Source organism: Pseudomonas nabeulensis (assembly GCF_004682045.1).
Lineage (GTDB): Bacteria > Pseudomonadota > Gammaproteobacteria > Pseudomonadales > Pseudomonadaceae > Aquipseudomonas > Aquipseudomonas nabeulensis.
The window spans coordinates 46340-59813 of record NZ_QUZT01000041.1 but is presented as its reverse complement, the minus strand read 5'-3'; the positions used below and the strand labels follow the sequence as shown (position 1 = coordinate 59813).

14 protein-coding genes are annotated in these 13474 nt (G+C 62.8%); 13 read left to right on the top strand and 1 reads right to left on the bottom strand.

Annotated elements, in window-relative coordinates; genetic code table 11:
* Nucleotides 1-253 precede the first annotated feature (253 nt).
* Genes DYL61_RS20430 through DYL61_RS20385 form a run of 10 tightly spaced genes read left to right on the top strand, consistent with a single transcriptional unit; the run spans nucleotide 254 to nucleotide 10299 of the window.
* Entirely contained in the window at nucleotides 254-847 is a 594-nt protein-coding gene (locus tag DYL61_RS20430) for a transposase (protein ID WP_135309837.1), read from the top strand.
* A gap of 59 nt (nucleotides 848-906) precedes the next feature.
* Entirely contained in the window at nucleotides 907-2490 is a 1584-nt protein-coding gene (locus DYL61_RS20425) for a ShlB/FhaC/HecB family hemolysin secretion/activation protein (RefSeq protein ID WP_135309834.1), read from the top strand.
* A 24-nt stretch (nucleotides 2491-2514) separates the two neighbouring features.
* Nucleotides 2515-4314, top strand: a complete 1800-nt coding sequence (locus DYL61_RS20420) for a DUF2341 domain-containing protein (protein ID WP_135309833.1) — start codon at nucleotides 2515-2517, stop codon at nucleotides 4312-4314.
* 11 nt (nucleotides 4315-4325) lie between these two features.
* The gene (locus DYL61_RS20415; RefSeq protein WP_065905942.1) at nucleotides 4326-4751 is read left to right on the top strand and encodes an ExbD/TolR family protein; all 426 of its coding nucleotides are present in this window, start codon (nucleotides 4326-4328) and stop codon (nucleotides 4749-4751) included.
* A gap of 3 nt (nucleotides 4752-4754) precedes the next feature.
* On the top strand, nucleotides 4755-5459 hold the full coding sequence (locus DYL61_RS20410; protein WP_135309832.1) for an energy transducer TonB family protein: 705 nt from the start codon (nucleotides 4755-4757) through the stop codon (nucleotides 5457-5459).
* A gap of 43 nt (nucleotides 5460-5502) precedes the next feature.
* On the top strand, nucleotides 5503-7203 hold the full coding sequence (locus DYL61_RS20405) for a putative porin (protein WP_135309831.1): 1701 nt from the start codon (nucleotides 5503-5505) through the stop codon (nucleotides 7201-7203).
* Between the two features lie 18 nt (nucleotides 7204-7221).
* Nucleotides 7222-7848, top strand: a complete 627-nt coding sequence (locus DYL61_RS20400) for a DNA repair protein (RefSeq protein ID WP_135309830.1) — start codon at nucleotides 7222-7224, stop codon at nucleotides 7846-7848.
* Between the two features lie 19 nt (nucleotides 7849-7867).
* A complete protein-coding gene (locus tag DYL61_RS20395; RefSeq protein WP_374956514.1) occupies nucleotides 7868-8341 on the top strand; it encodes a YbjN domain-containing protein in 474 nt (157 codons plus the stop codon).
* A complete protein-coding gene (locus tag DYL61_RS20390; protein ID WP_135309829.1) occupies nucleotides 8338-9270 on the top strand; it encodes a peptidylprolyl isomerase in 933 nt (310 codons plus the stop codon). Before DYL61_RS20395 ends, DYL61_RS20390 begins: the two co-directional genes overlap by 4 nt.
* Nucleotides 9271-9321: 51 nt before the next feature.
* The gene (locus DYL61_RS20385; protein WP_135309828.1) at nucleotides 9322-10299 is read left to right on the top strand and encodes a LysR family transcriptional regulator; all 978 of its coding nucleotides are present in this window, start codon (nucleotides 9322-9324) and stop codon (nucleotides 10297-10299) included.
* Nucleotides 10300-10436: 137 nt separating this feature from the next.
* Here the strand turns inward: DYL61_RS20385 and DYL61_RS20380 are convergent, their stop codons facing one another.
* A complete protein-coding gene (locus tag DYL61_RS20380) occupies nucleotides 10437-11303 on the bottom strand; it encodes a LysR family transcriptional regulator (protein WP_135309827.1) in 867 nt (288 codons plus the stop codon).
* A 93-nt stretch (nucleotides 11304-11396) separates the two neighbouring features.
* Here DYL61_RS20380 and DYL61_RS20375 point away from each other — a divergent pair, with 93 nt between their 5' ends.
* Genes DYL61_RS20375 through cobF form a run of 3 tightly spaced genes read left to right on the top strand, consistent with a single transcriptional unit; the run spans nucleotide 11397 to nucleotide 13332 of the window.
* Complete coding sequence (locus tag DYL61_RS20375; RefSeq protein WP_135309826.1) at nucleotides 11397-11945, top strand: DUF4865 family protein; 549 nt, start codon at nucleotides 11397-11399, stop codon at nucleotides 11943-11945.
* A 47-nt stretch (nucleotides 11946-11992) separates the two neighbouring features.
* Nucleotides 11993-12580, top strand: a complete 588-nt coding sequence (locus tag DYL61_RS20370) for a histidine phosphatase family protein (RefSeq protein WP_135309825.1) — start codon at nucleotides 11993-11995, stop codon at nucleotides 12578-12580.
* Nucleotides 12577-13332: a precorrin-6A synthase (deacetylating) gene (gene cobF, locus DYL61_RS20365; RefSeq protein WP_135309824.1), complete on the top strand. Its 756-nt coding sequence runs from the start codon at nucleotides 12577-12579 to the stop codon at nucleotides 13330-13332. Before DYL61_RS20370 ends, cobF begins: the two co-directional genes overlap by 4 nt.
* The last annotated feature ends 142 nt before the right edge of the window (nucleotides 13333-13474 follow it).

The following is a 13474-nucleotide window of genomic DNA, read 5'->3' as shown; positions in this document are numbered from 1 at the left end:
CTGGCATTAGGGCAAGCCCGCTCCCACAGTTGATCTCCATGTATCAGATATCCCTTGGGGTGCTCTGGATCTTGATCCTGGGCGTCCCGCCAAACCCATAAATTGCCTCCCACTCAATCCAAAATGAAGCTTTCATGACAAAAGTTCGGTAGCTCCCACCCACTCCCGTCTTGCCTGTGTAACGCGCTGGATACGATCAAAAGTCGTCGCCAAAGCCGCCAGCAGGACGCCAGGAGTGGGGCAGATGGGAACTATGGAACGTTACTCGAAAGTCGGCATGCAGGAGCTTGACCAGCGCCTGTCGAAGATCGTCGAAGCCGCGCGCAAAAAACCGGTTTCGGTGTACCGCTACGGCGCGCCGTGGGTGTGGATCGTCTCCCAGGAAGACTGGCAAGGCGCCCTGAAAGAAGTCTCCAGCTACATCCCGGCGGGCCACTCGCTGGTGTTGCTGCGCCCGCAGATCGACGAAGTGCTCGACCAGCATCGCGACGCACTCTTGGCCGAACCCGGCATGTTGATCGCGCCGCAGACCCTGGTGCACATCCTGCTGCTGCAACTGTTGTATTCGGTACCCAGCGAACAGCAACTGCATGAACAGCTCAACTACAACCTGCTGTTCCGCTGGTTCGTCGGCCTGGGCCTGAACCAGAAGGTCTGGAGCATCCACGTGCTGAACCGCGACATCGCCACGCTGCTGAACAACCCGCGTGCGGTGCAACTCATCCAGAAAATCATCGGTGAAGTGTTTTGTGGCGCCTTGCTGCACATGCCGGAGTTCTCGTTGAACTTCGCCTTGCTGCACACCTGGCTGGCCCGGCACAGCCATCTTTCGACAACCGGCAATTGAGCAGGCCAGACGCCGTACAAACGGCGACGGCGCAAAAACTTAGAGAATCAGGGGGCGGTGTGGAGCATCTGTTCAAGTCAACGCTGGCGCTGTGCTGCCTGACGCTGGGGGCCTTGGTCCATCCCGCGTTGGCCGAGGAGGAGGGCGCGGCACGCTTGGTCGACGTCAACGAGTACTTCGTGCGCGGCAATACCGTGCTCGATGCGGCGGCAATCGAAGAAGCGGTGTACCCGTTTCTCGGCCCGCAAAAAACCTTGGCCGATATCGAAGGCGCTCGTGATGCGCTGCAAAAGATCTACCAGGCGCGTGGCTACCAATCAGTGTTCGTCGAGCTGCCGGAGCAGAAGGTCGATGACGGTATCGTCTACCTGCAAGTCAGCGAAACCAAGGTTGGCCGTGTGCGTGTGGTCGGCGCCAAGCACTACTCGCCGGTGGAAATCCGCGATGAAGTGCCGGGGCTCAAGGAAGGCGCGGTGCCGGATTTTGCCACCGTGCAAACCCAGCTCGCCGGGCTCAATCGCGGCGTGGGCCGCCAGGTCACGCCTTTGGTACGCGAGGGCCAGCGCCCCGGCACCATGGACGTCGATCTTCAGGTGGAAGACCAGAACCCCTGGCACGCCAGCATCGGCCTGAACAACGACTACAGCGCCGACACCGAAAAGCTGCGCACGGTCGCCACCGTGGGGTACGACAACCTCTGGCAACTGGGCCACAGTATTTCCCTGACCTACTTCACCGCGCCCCAGGACAGCAACAACGCCAAGGTCTGGTCGGGCTCCTACAGCGCACCGCTGGATGAGCGCTGGACCTTGCAGTTCTCCGGTTACCAGTCCGACAGCAACATTGCCACCCTGGGCGGCAGCAACGTGTTGGGCAAGGGCCATTCCTACGGCGTGTCGGCAATCTACAGCTTGCCGGCCAGCGGCAACTGGGCCAACTCGTTCTCGTTCGGCATCGACTTCAAAGACTTCGACGAGGAGATGAAATTCGGCTCCAGCAGCGACCAGGTGCCCCTCAAGTACGCGCCGTTCACCCTCGGCTACAACGGCTACCGCTACACCGAGCAATCCCAGCTCGGCCTGGGCCTGAACCTGGTGGTGGGCACCCGCGCGTTCTTCGGCTACGGCAGCGACGCCGAAGAGTTCGACTACAAGCGCTACAAGGCCAGCGCCAGTTTCGCGGTGCTCAAGGGTGACCTGAATTACACCTACACCTTCGCCAACGATTGGCAGTCGGCGACCAAGGGCGCGTTCCAGTTGGCTTCGGGGCCGCTGGTGTCCAACGAACAGTATTCCGCCGGCGGTGCCACCTCGGTACGCGGCTACCTGGCGGCGGAGCGTACCGGTGACGAGGGCTACTTGCTGTCCCAGGAAGTGCGCACGCCCTCGGTGGCCAAGTACCTCGGCAGTTATGTGAAGGAGTGGCGCTTCTACGCGTTCGCCGAAGGCGCGCGGATGCGCCTGCACGACCCGCTGCCCGAGCAGGAAGATGAATACAGCCTGGCCAGTGTCGGCCTGGGCACCCGCGCCAGTTTGAGCAAATGGTTGTCCGGCAGCCTGGATTGGGGTTACCCGCTGCTCGATGGACCGAACACCCAGAAACAGGACTCGCGACTGCACTTCAGTGTGCAGGCGACTTTCTGACTTTTTCTTCCGGAGACTTCACCCATGCAACGCCTATTCCTGAGCCTGTTGATCTGCCTGGGCTTCACGCTCCCGGCCACCGCCCATGCCTGGTGGCAAGACGACTGGCACTACCGCAAGCAGATCAGCGTCGACACGACCCCCCAAGGCGCGGCGATCAACCAGGCCCTGGGCCGCACCGCGCTGCTGGTGCGCCTGCACACCGGCAATTTCACCTTTGACGGGGTGAAGGATGACGGCGCGGACCTGCGCTTTGTCAGCGCCGACGACAAGACCGTGTTCAACCACCAGATCGAAAGCTTCGACCCGTTGATGGGCATGGCGTTGATCTGGGTGGATGTGCCCAAGGTCGAGGGCGGCCAGCGCCAGGACTTGTGGATGTACTACGGCAACCAGAAAGCCCCGGCCACCAGTAACGGCCAGTTGGCGTTCGACCCGAGCTACACCGCGCTGTATCACTTTGACGGTGCCAACGGCACGCCGCCACGGGACACCACGGCCTACGCCAACACCGCGCTCAACGCCACCGGCGCGAGCATCGACGGGGTGATCGGCCGCGCCTTGCAGTTCAGCGGCCAGCCGCTGATGTTGCCGGCCAGCCCGTCGCTGCAACAGGCGGCCGGTGGCGCGTTCACCTTCAGCGCCTGGTTGCGTCTGGACCAGGCCAGCGGCGAACAAGTGGTCTTGGCCCGCCGCGACGGCCCCCACAGCCTGTTGCTGGGGCTGAACCAAGGCACGCCATTTGTCGAGATCGACGGCCAGCGCGCTGTATCGAGCCAACCGCTGAACCCCGGCCAATGGCAGCACCTGGCGTTTACCGCCGAGGGTGAAAAAATCACGCTGTATGTGAATGGTCGCGAAACCGCCAACCTCGCCGTGGCGATGCCGGCATTCACTACGCAACTGGCGCTGGGTGCGGACCTGCCGGACGCGGGCAGCACGCATCAGCCATTCGCCGGGGCCATGGATGAGCTGCGCCTGTCCAAAGTGGCACGCCCGGCCACGCTGCTGCTGGCCGATGCCTCTGCACAGGGCGCCGAGTCGAAGCTGGTGGCCTACGGGGTGGATGAAGAACAGTCGGGCTTTGGCTTCGGCAGCCTGGGCTTCTTGCTCAATGCCGTGCCGGTGGATGCCTGGGTAATCATCCTGGTGCTGGTGGCAATGATGGTGCAATCGTGGGTCATCATGCTGCGCAAGAACCGTCAGGTCGGCCGCGTCAGCCATGCCAACGAGGTGTTCCGCGAGCACTTTGCGCAGATCGGCACACGTCTGGAGATGTATGCCGATGACGCCCAACTGAGCGAGCGCCTGACCCATTCCTCGCTATGGCGCCTGTACCTGGTGGCGGTCAAGGAGATCCGCACCCGCCGCGCCCAGGGCGCCGACACCTCGTCGGTGTCAGCCGCGACCATCGAAGCGATTCGCTGCTCCATGGACGGCGTGCGCACCCGTGAAAACCAGGCCCTCAGTTCCAAGCTCTCGACCCTGTCCAACGCCATCGCCGGCGGCCCGTATATCGGCCTGCTCGGTACGGTGCTGGGGATCATGGTGGTGTTCCTCGGCACGGCCATGGCCGGTGACGTGAACATCAATGCCATCGCCCCCGGTATGGCGGCGGCCTTGCTGGCCACGGCCATGGGCCTGTTCGTCGCGATCCCGGCGCTGTTTGGCTACAACCGCCTGATCACGCGCAACAAGGAAGTCAGCGCCGATATGCGGGTGTTCGTCGACGAATTCATCACCCGCCTGGCGGAGATGCACGGCGAGAGCCAGTCCAGTGAAACCGCGCACCGTCGCGAGCATCACGCATCGGTTCCGGCCTGAGGAGAATCGCCATGGCTAGCGTAAATGCCTCCCACGACGATGACGATGATGCGGCCGTCGACAGCATCAACATCACGCCCCTGGTGGACGTGCTGATGGTGGTGTTGGTGATGTTCATCCTGACCGCCACGGCCCAGGTCTCGGGGATCCAGATTCACTTGCCCAAGGCCAGTGCCTCGGTGTCGCTGTCGGAGGCCAAGACCAAGGCGATCTCGGTCAACGATGGCGGCCAGGTGTTCCTGGATGCCTACCCGGTGACCCTCGGCGAGCTGGAAGAGCGCCTGCGCATCGAAAAAGCGCTGAACCCGGACTTCCCGGTGATCGTGCGCGGTGACGCGTTGGTGCAGTACCAGAAGGTGATCGAAGTGCTCGACCTGCTGCGACGGCTGGAGCTGTCCCAGGTCGGGCTGGTCACCGGCAAACCGAGCCAGGGCTGAGCCATGACCGCACAGATCCCGATTACGCCACTGCCCGTGAAGAAGACACCGCCGTTGCGCCCGTTGAAGTGGGGCGCAGGCCTGCTGCTGGGGGCGCTGGCCGCCTGGTTTTTGTGGCAGTGGGCCAATGACATGAGTGGCGTACGCCGCGAAGCGCCGAAGGTGCCGACGATCATTCCGTTGCCACCACCGCCGCCACCACCGCCGGAAAAGCCCAAGGAACCCGAGCCCCAGGTCGAGGAGAAAGTCCCGGAGCCGGTGCCCACGCCGGAGCCGGAAGAGGTAAAACCGGCGGAAGAAGCGCCGCCGTCACCCGCCGATGACTTGGCCAACCCGATGCAGATCGACGGTGATGCGCAGTCCGGCAATGACGGTTTCAACATTGGTGCCGGTAAAGGTGGCGGCATGGCCGGTTCCGGTGGTGGTGGCCTGGGAGCGGGCACTTACAAGCAGTACCTGGCGGGTGTGTTTCAACGCCTGCTGCGCGAAGACCCGGAGTTGCGCAAGAAGGCTTACACCGTGCAGGCGGACTTGTGGTTGAGCGCCGATGGCCAGGTCACGCGGGCAGAACTGGCCAAGTCCAGCGGCGATGCGCAGACCGACGCCCAGGTGTTGGCCGCGCTGCGTGCGCCCCATGCCGCGCAGCGGGTGCCGGCCTCGGTAAACATGCCGGTCCGCCTGTCCCTCAAGGGCCGTCGCCCGGATTGATCGAACCTTATTTTTGGCAATTTTCTACAGGAGTTGCGTACACATGATTTCCCCCGTGAATCGACTGACCCTGGCGGCTGGCATGGTCATCGCGACCCTGGTCGGCCAGGCGGCGGCAGCGCCGGTCGCGCCCTCGGAAAACGTCACCATCAACCTGATCCGGTTGTTGGTGCAGCAGGGTGTCTTGACTCAGGACACCGCCAACGGGCTGATCGCCCAGGCCGAAAAAGAAGCCCAGCAGGCCCGCCAGGCGAATGCCGCGCCAGTGGTTGCCGCAGGCCCCACCGCAGCGCCCGGCGATGTGCGGGTGCAGTACGTGCCGCAAGCGGTGCGCGACCAGATTCGCGACCAGGTGAAGGCCGAAGTCATGGCCACCGCCAAGCAGGAAAACTGGGCCCAGCCCAATACCTTTCCGGACTGGGTGTCCCGCGTGACCTTTGATGGCGATATTCGCTTGCGTGACGAGTCGCGCTATTTTTCGGGCAACAACAGCAATGAAATCACCGACTACGCCAAGCTCAATGAAAGCGGCCCGTACGATGTGAACAAAGACACCAACACCAGGTTGCCGCCATTGCTCAACACCACCAAGGACCGCGAAAACCTGTTCCGTCTGCGCGCACGCCTGGGCATGAAAGCAGTGATTTCCCCCGAGTGGACCGCCGGCATCCGCATCGGCACCGGCTCTGACAATAACCCGGTGTCCACCACCCAGACCCTGGGCGGGGGCTTTGGCAAGAAAGACATCTGGCTCGACCAGGGCTACCTGAGCTGGAAGGCTACCCAGGACGTGACCCTCACCGCCGGGCGTTTCGCCAACCCGTTCTATTCCACTGACATGCTGTATTCCAATGACCTGAACTTCGACGGTATCGCCGCCAACTTCAACCACGCCCTGAGCAACGAGTGGGGGCTGTTCGGCACCCTCGGTGTGTTCCCGGTGGAGTACACCTCGGACGCGGCCAGCAGCAACGGTTTCGACAAGGAAGACAGTGACACCAAGTGGCTGTTTGGCGGGCAGATCGGTGCGAACTGGAAGATCAACCGCGAAAACAGCCTCAAGGGCGCCGTGGCGTACTACCACTTCGACGATATCGAAGGCCAACGTTCCAGCCCGTGCTCGCCGTGGGCCGGTGCGCCGGGTTGCGACAGCGACGGCTCGCGCCTGGCCTTTATGCAAAAGGGCAACAGTGTGTTCCTGCTGCGCAATATCACCCCCAACCCGGCCACCCCTGGCCTGACGCCGCAGCCGCAGTTTGTAGGCCTGGCCTCCAAGTTCGATGTGCTGGATCTCAACCTGGCCTGGGATTCGGAGCTGCCCGGCGACTTCAAACTGCGCACCCAGGGCAACTACATCCGCAACCTGGCCTACGACAAAGGCGAGATGCTCAAGCGCAGCGAAGGCGAGATCGTCAACAACATCAACAGCCAGGGCCAGTTTGAAAGTGGCGGCAATGCGTTGATGGTCTCGTTCACCCTCGGCAGTGCCCTGGAGATGCGCAAGCGCGGCGACTGGAACGTGCTGGCCGGCTACAAATACATCCAGCCGGATGCCTTGCCTGACGGTTTCAACGACTCGTCGTTCCACCTGGGCGGCACCAACGCCAAGGGCTACTTCATCGGCGGCAACTACGGCATCGACAAGAACATCTACGCCAGTGCGCGTTGGCTGAGCGCTTCCGAAGTGTATGGCGCGCCGTTCGAGGTGGATGTGATGCAACTGGAACTCAACACGCGCTTTTGATGCGCAGGGAGATGCCACATGAACACGCGAATCTGCGGGCTGCTGCTGTTGTTCGTCGCCACCGGCGCTGCCGCCGAAGGCATGGAAGAGCGCCTGCGTACCCAACTGCGCAGCACTACCCAGCAGTTGCAGGCGTTGCAAAGCGAACAGGCCCAGGCCAGTGCCGCGCGCATCGCCGCTGAAAACCAGGCCAAGCAAGCCCAGGCGCAAATCAAGCAACTGACCGCCGAGCTGGAGAAGGCCCGGGGCACCGCCGAGCAACTGGCCGGCCAGCAACAGAGCCTGCACAGCCAGGCGCAAGCCCAGGTGGCGGCGAGCAACGAGCAGATCGGCAAGTTCAAGAAGGCCTATGACGAGCTGCTGGTATTGGCCAAGGGCAAGGAAGCCGAGCGTGCGCGCTTGCAGGCGCAACTCGGCGAACGTGACACACAAGTGCAGCAATGCGCAGTCAAGAATCAACAGATGTACGGCGTGGCCCAGCAACTGCTGAGCGCCTACGAAAAGATCGACGTGGCCGAGGTGATGAGTATTCGCCAGCCCTTCGCCAGCGGCGCGCGGGTCAAGTTTGAAGAACTGGCCCAAGGCTTTGGCGACGATCTGTACAAGAGCCGTTTTGATGCGCCCCAGGCAACTGCCAATCACTGATCGACAAGGAAGCATGACCATGAGCGAATTGATCACCAGCGTCACCACCCAGAGCCTGACCGAGTTGCTGCAAGAGGCCGGTTACCGAGTCAACCAGACCGAACAGAACGGCGTCGTGCAGTTGCTCAGCGCCAGCCAGGGCATCGGCTTTGCCGTGCGCTTCGGTAACCCGGCGGCGGAGCAGGGCAGCTATGTGGATTTCACCTACAGCTGCGCGCTGCGCATCCAGGGTGAATTGCCCGAGGGCCTGGCCCAGGTGTGGAACGCCTCGCGCCGCTTTGCGCGGTTGTCGGTGCAGGGTGAATTCCTGCTGATGGAAATGGACGTGGTGGTGGCCGGTGTGGGCGCCACCCATCTGCGCAGCCAGTTGGAATTGTGGGATCGCCTGTTGCAGGAATTCATCGTGTACCTGCGTGAATACAGCCAGCAGGCCGCGCAGTTGCAGGCTCAGGCGGCAGGTGAACCGGTTAGCGAAGAGGCCCCGGTATTGTGAAAAAACCAACCTTGATGGTCGGCGCCGGTGCGCTGGCCTTGCTGGTGGTGGCGGTGGGCTTGAGCCTGCGACCGGGCAGCGACCCGGTGGCAGCGCAGCAACCGGCACCGGTGAGCAATCCGCAACCGGCCGTCGCACGCCTGGGCAACCAGCAGATCGACCTGCCAGAACTGAAAAGTGTGCTGGCGAGTTTGCCGGCTGAAACCCGCGAGCAATTGCGCGGTAACCGTGGCGCCCTGGAAACCTGGATTCGTTCGCGCCTGGCGCAAAAGGCCGTGCTGGAACAGGCCGACGCACAGGGTTGGCGCCAGCGCCCGGAGGTGGAGCAGCAAACCCGCGCCGCCGCCGAGCAGATCGTGTTTCGCGACTACATGCTGTCGGTGAGCAAGGTGCCGGCGGACTACCCCAGCGCTGCGGAATTGCAACAGGCCTACGACAGCGGTAAAGCCCAATGGGTGACGCCACCGTTGTACCGCGTGAGCCAGATCTTCCTCGCGGTGAATGATCCGCAAAGCGTTGAAGCGGTGCGCCGCCAGGCCCAGGAGTTGAGTCGCAAGGCCCAGGCCGCGCCAGGGGATTTTGCCGCCCTGGCCACGCAGTTTTCCCAAGACTCGCAGACCGCTGCCCAGGGCGGAGACTCCGGCCTGCAACCGCTGCAACAACTGGTGCCCGAGGTACGCGGTGCGGTGTCGCGCCTCAAGGTGGGCGCAGTGTCGGACGTGGTGCAAAGCGCCGCCGGGTTCCATGTGCTCAAGCTGACCGGCCAGCAACCGGCGCGCACTGCCACCCTTGATGAGCTGCGCGAACGGCTGACCCAGGCCTTGCGTGCCCAGCGTCAGGAGCAGATTGCCAAGGCCTACCTGGAAGGCATGCTCAACACGGCCACCTTGAGTATCGACGGCGCCGAGTTGAACAAGGTGTTGGAGTAACCGGCGTCAACCCGCATTGGATGCACAGACCCATAAGACAGGGAGTCTCCCATGGCATTTCAAGAACCGTCTGCCCCCCACGGGCCCGCCACCTATCGTACCCCCGGCGAATCGCGCAGCAGTTGGCTGGCCCTGGCCCAGGAAATCGACCCGGAGGTGGTGCGTTACTTCCTGGTGAGTGCGCGCTGTGGCTGTTTTATGCAGGCGGCGCGCAGTTTGAATATCAAGGCAACGCTGTTGCGCAAGCGCCTGGCGCAACTGGAAGAACACCTGCGGCATTCGTTGTTTACCTACCAGGGCAACGGCCTGGTACTGAGTCGTGACGGTCTGCAACTACAGGCGCAGTGGGTGGCATTGGCCCATGAGCGGCGCCTGCCGGTGGTGGAGCAGCCGCTGATCCGCCTGGCCGTGGCCGAGCCGATCCTGCATGACATTCTTGGACGTGACCTGATCGCCTTGCTGCGCCGCAACGCCAGCGTGCGCCTGGAGATCATTTCTCTCGACAGCCATTTGTCCTTGCAAGCGGTGGACGTCGACGTGGTGCTGTGGCTCTCGGACAGCGACGGCCCGGTGCCCGGCCCAAGCTTTGTCACCGAACCGCCTCGCTCACTGGCGCGCCTGGAATACCTGCCGCATATCGCCAAGCGTTATTCGCGCTTGGTCACGCGTCCGGACAGCGTAGAGGACCTTGACGACTACATGCTGGTGCAGTGGCAGCCCGATGCCCAGGTCGATGCGTTGCAGCCATGGAACCAAGTGGTGCAACAACGTTTGGCAGCGGTGGTACAGGTGCATGCCTATTCGTTGATGCTGGAGATGATCCGTTGTGGCGCCTGCATCGGTTTGCTGCCGCACTACATGAGCAGCTTCGACCGCGGCCTGGTGGCCTTGCCGGGGTTGCTGGCCGAAAGCATGCAGCGCCAGGTGTGGCTGGCGGTGAATGCCCAGGTGCAGCATGGCGAGGCAGTACAGATGATTGTCGAGCTGATCACCAGCACCTTTGAGGGGCGGCGGGAGTGGTTTGATTGAGAGGGTTTGCCGAACACGGTCAAAGGTGGGGCTTGCGCCAGACCGGGCAACTGAGTGCACCCCCATCCCCTGTGGGAGCGGGCTTGCCCGCGAAGGCGGCGTGTCAGTCAACACAGGTGCTAATTGGCTATCCCCACTCAGCGTTGCAACACACCCCGAAACGTTGCACTCAACGCGCGCAAGGTTTCCCGCGAGCGCGCGTCGCTGATGCGGCTGTGCAGCATCACCTCGCTGACCGGCAAGGGGGGCAACCCGTGTTGCTCACTCACGTCCACCGCTCCGGCCGGCGCCACGCGATGGGCGAGGGCGGCGACGCCAAGCCCGGCGCTGACCGCAGCGCCGACAGCCATCACACCGCCGCCGACAAACACTTCGGTCCAGTCGATACGCGCTTCATCCAACGCCCGGGTCGCCAGGTGCCGCACGCCACACGGCGCGGCCATGGTCGCCATGCGCAGCGGCGCGCCGGGTGAGTGCTGCCAGGTGGGGGCGGCGAACCAGCCAAAGCGCTCAACCGCCAGTACCTCGCCGTCTTGCCGGTCGCCCTCGTTGCGCACGATCACCGCGTCCAGTTCATTGCGGTCGAACGCGGCCACCAGGTCGCGAGAGGAGGCGATGCGTACTTCAAGAATCACCAGCGGGTCGTAGGCGGCGAGGCGGCTGAGCCAAAGCGGTAGATCGGGGCCGGCCACATGGTCGCTGATGCCAATGACCAGCCGGCGGGGGGCGTGGGCGCCCATATCGCCGAGGGCGCGTTCGTGGGCATTGAGCAGGGCACGGGCGGCGATGATGAAGTGCTCGCCCTGAGGGGATAGGCGCACGTGGCGTGGCGTGCGTTCCAGCAGGCGATAACCGAGGCGATCTTCCAGGCGCTTGAGTTTGAGACTGATCGCCGCTTGGGATGTATCGAGCGCTTCGGCGGCGCGGGTGAAACTGGCGAAATCCGCCACCAGTACGAAGGCCTGCACGGTGTCGATATCCAAGGGTTTCGGCGTGTCAGTCATATGTATTCCTTATCGCACATATATTCAGGCATATCTTGTTGTAATCACCAAGCCTGCGCAAGCTGCAACCTCAACTTGCATGGGAGCTTTTGTATGTTCGCCAAACAGTATTCGCACCGCTTGCCCGCCGACTACGACATGGGCGTAATCCGCCGCCGCGCTGCGCAATTGGGGCCATTGTGGGATCACACCGAAGGGTTGCTGTTCAAGGCGTTTATCGCCCAGGAGCGCGGTGGCAACCTGTATTCGTCGGTGTACCTGTGGGCCGACCCGTTGCAGGCCGCCGACTTCTTGTTGGGGGAGCGCTTTCAGAAGGTACTCGACAGCTTTGGTCGCCCGCATATCGAGAGCTGGCTGCCGCTGGATGTGCAGCGTGGGCCGGCGCCGAACGCGTTGAGTCTGTACCGCGAAGAGTGGCCGCTTGAGCCTGGCGCGGATCGGGCCGGGATATTGGCCGAGGAAAAACAGCGCAATCAGCAGGTGGCAGACAGCAGCGATACATTTGCTGTTTTCCTGGCGTTGGATGTGCAAGCGTGGCGACTGGTGCGGGTGACCTTGTCGGCCAAAGCGCTGGACGCCGCGCATCCCGGCACCGGCTATCAAGTGCTCTATCTGGCCCGAGGCGTTGCGCTGCCAGGTTAACTGCGCCAGTCTTGGCTGCCTTATCCGTTGAGTTGAAGCCATCTGTCATGCAGGCCACGCGTTTGACATTAATCTGCCATGCCATCACGCCCCTGCAAAAGCGGGGGCGTTTTCCCGATGACGAGGCGGTGGCGATGGATTGGCAGGGGGCTGCGTTATCCCTGGCCCACTGTTACAAGGCCAATCGACGCCTGCTATGCGCGCCCGAGGCTCGTACCCGGCAGACGGCAGGTTTGTACGGTGACGATGCGATCGTCGACTTCGCACTGCGCGATGGCGATTTCGGGGAGTGGAAAGGCCAGGACATCGGTCAAATCGACCGAGGCGGGTTAAGCACCTGGCTCACCGACAGCACCAGCGCCCCCCACGGTGGCGAATCGGTGGATCAGGTCTGTGGGCGGGTCGGGCGATGGATGAAGTCCCTTGAATCCCAACCTGGCCATGTCGTCGCCATCACCCATCCCCTCGTCATTCGTGCAGCGATGCTGTACGTCATGCAGTTCCCGGTGTCGATGTTTTATCTGATCGACGTCGAGCCGCTGTCTGTCACCGAGCTGCGCTTCAATCGTGTGTGGCGCTTGCGTCTGGAAACCCACGTGGCAAAATCCACGCCCCGCAATGAGAGCAACCCATGAAACGCATCCTGATCATCGGCATTGGCGCCGGCAACCCTGACTACATCACGATGCAGGCCGTGAAGGCGCTGAACCGCACCGACGTGTTTTTCCTGATGGACAAGGGCCAGAGCAAAGACAAGCTGATCGACCTGCGTCGCGAGATCTGCGAGACCTACATCACCGAGCCCGGCTACCGCTTCGTCGAGGCCGATTGCCCTGAGCGCGTGCGCGGCGATATCGACTACACCACCGCCGTGCAGGACCTGAACCGCGACAAGCAACTGACCTTCGAGCGCATGATCAACGAGGAAATGGCCGACGGTGAAGTGGGCGCGTTCCTGGCCTGGGGCGACCCGGCGCTGTACGACAGCACCATCCGTATCCTGCAGGCGATCCTCGTCAGTGGCCGTAGCGAGTTTGAGTTCGAAGTGATCCCCGGCATCACCAGCGTGCAGGCCCTGGCGGCCCAGCACAAAGTGCCGTTGAACCGGATTGGTAAATCCGTCGAGATCACCACCGGCCGCCGTTTGGCGGCGGGGCAGGCGAGCGATGCGGATACGTTGGTGGTGATGCTGGATGCGGAAGACTCCTACCGCACCGTGGCCGATCAGGACGTGGATATCTACTGGGGGGCCTACCTGGGCACGCCGGATGAAATCCTGATCAGTGGCAAAGTCGCTGAGGTGGCCGAAGAGATCGAGCGGGTGCGCAAGGCTGCGCGCGTGGCCAATGGTTGGATCATGGATACGTATTTGCTGCGCAAGCCCTGAGTGTGGGAGGGGGGCAACGATTCGACTTGCTTCCGAAAGCAGGCCACGGTGTATCTGAAAAATGGAGATCAAAATGTGGGAGGGGGCTTGCCCCCGATTGCTGAATGTCAGCCACTATATTTGGTGACTGACCCACCGCCAT

Coding starts and splice junctions, on each gene's coding strand:
- DYL61_RS20370 (WP_135309825.1), top strand. CDS start 11,993: ATGCAGGCCACGCGTTTGACATTAATCTGCCATGCCATCACGCCCCTG.
- cobF (WP_135309824.1), top strand. CDS start 12,577: ATGAAACGCATCCTGATCATCGGCATTGGCGCCGGCAACCCTGACTAC.
- DYL61_RS20400 (WP_135309830.1), top strand. CDS start 7,222: ATGAACACGCGAATCTGCGGGCTGCTGCTGTTGTTCGTCGCCACCGGC.
- DYL61_RS20430 (WP_135309837.1), top strand. CDS start 254: ATGGAACGTTACTCGAAAGTCGGCATGCAGGAGCTTGACCAGCGCCTG.
- DYL61_RS20415 (WP_065905942.1), top strand. CDS start 4,326: ATGGCTAGCGTAAATGCCTCCCACGACGATGACGATGATGCGGCCGTC.
- DYL61_RS20395 (WP_374956514.1), top strand. CDS start 7,868: ATGAGCGAATTGATCACCAGCGTCACCACCCAGAGCCTGACCGAGTTG.
- DYL61_RS20385 (WP_135309828.1), top strand. CDS start 9,322: ATGGCATTTCAAGAACCGTCTGCCCCCCACGGGCCCGCCACCTATCGT.
- DYL61_RS20375 (WP_135309826.1), top strand. CDS start 11,397: ATGTTCGCCAAACAGTATTCGCACCGCTTGCCCGCCGACTACGACATG.
- DYL61_RS20410 (WP_135309832.1), top strand. CDS start 4,755: ATGACCGCACAGATCCCGATTACGCCACTGCCCGTGAAGAAGACACCG.
- DYL61_RS20380 (WP_135309827.1), bottom strand. CDS start 11,303: ATGACTGACACGCCGAAACCCTTGGATATCGACACCGTGCAGGCCTTC.
- DYL61_RS20405 (WP_135309831.1), top strand. CDS start 5,503: ATGATTTCCCCCGTGAATCGACTGACCCTGGCGGCTGGCATGGTCATC.
- DYL61_RS20420 (WP_135309833.1), top strand. CDS start 2,515: ATGCAACGCCTATTCCTGAGCCTGTTGATCTGCCTGGGCTTCACGCTC.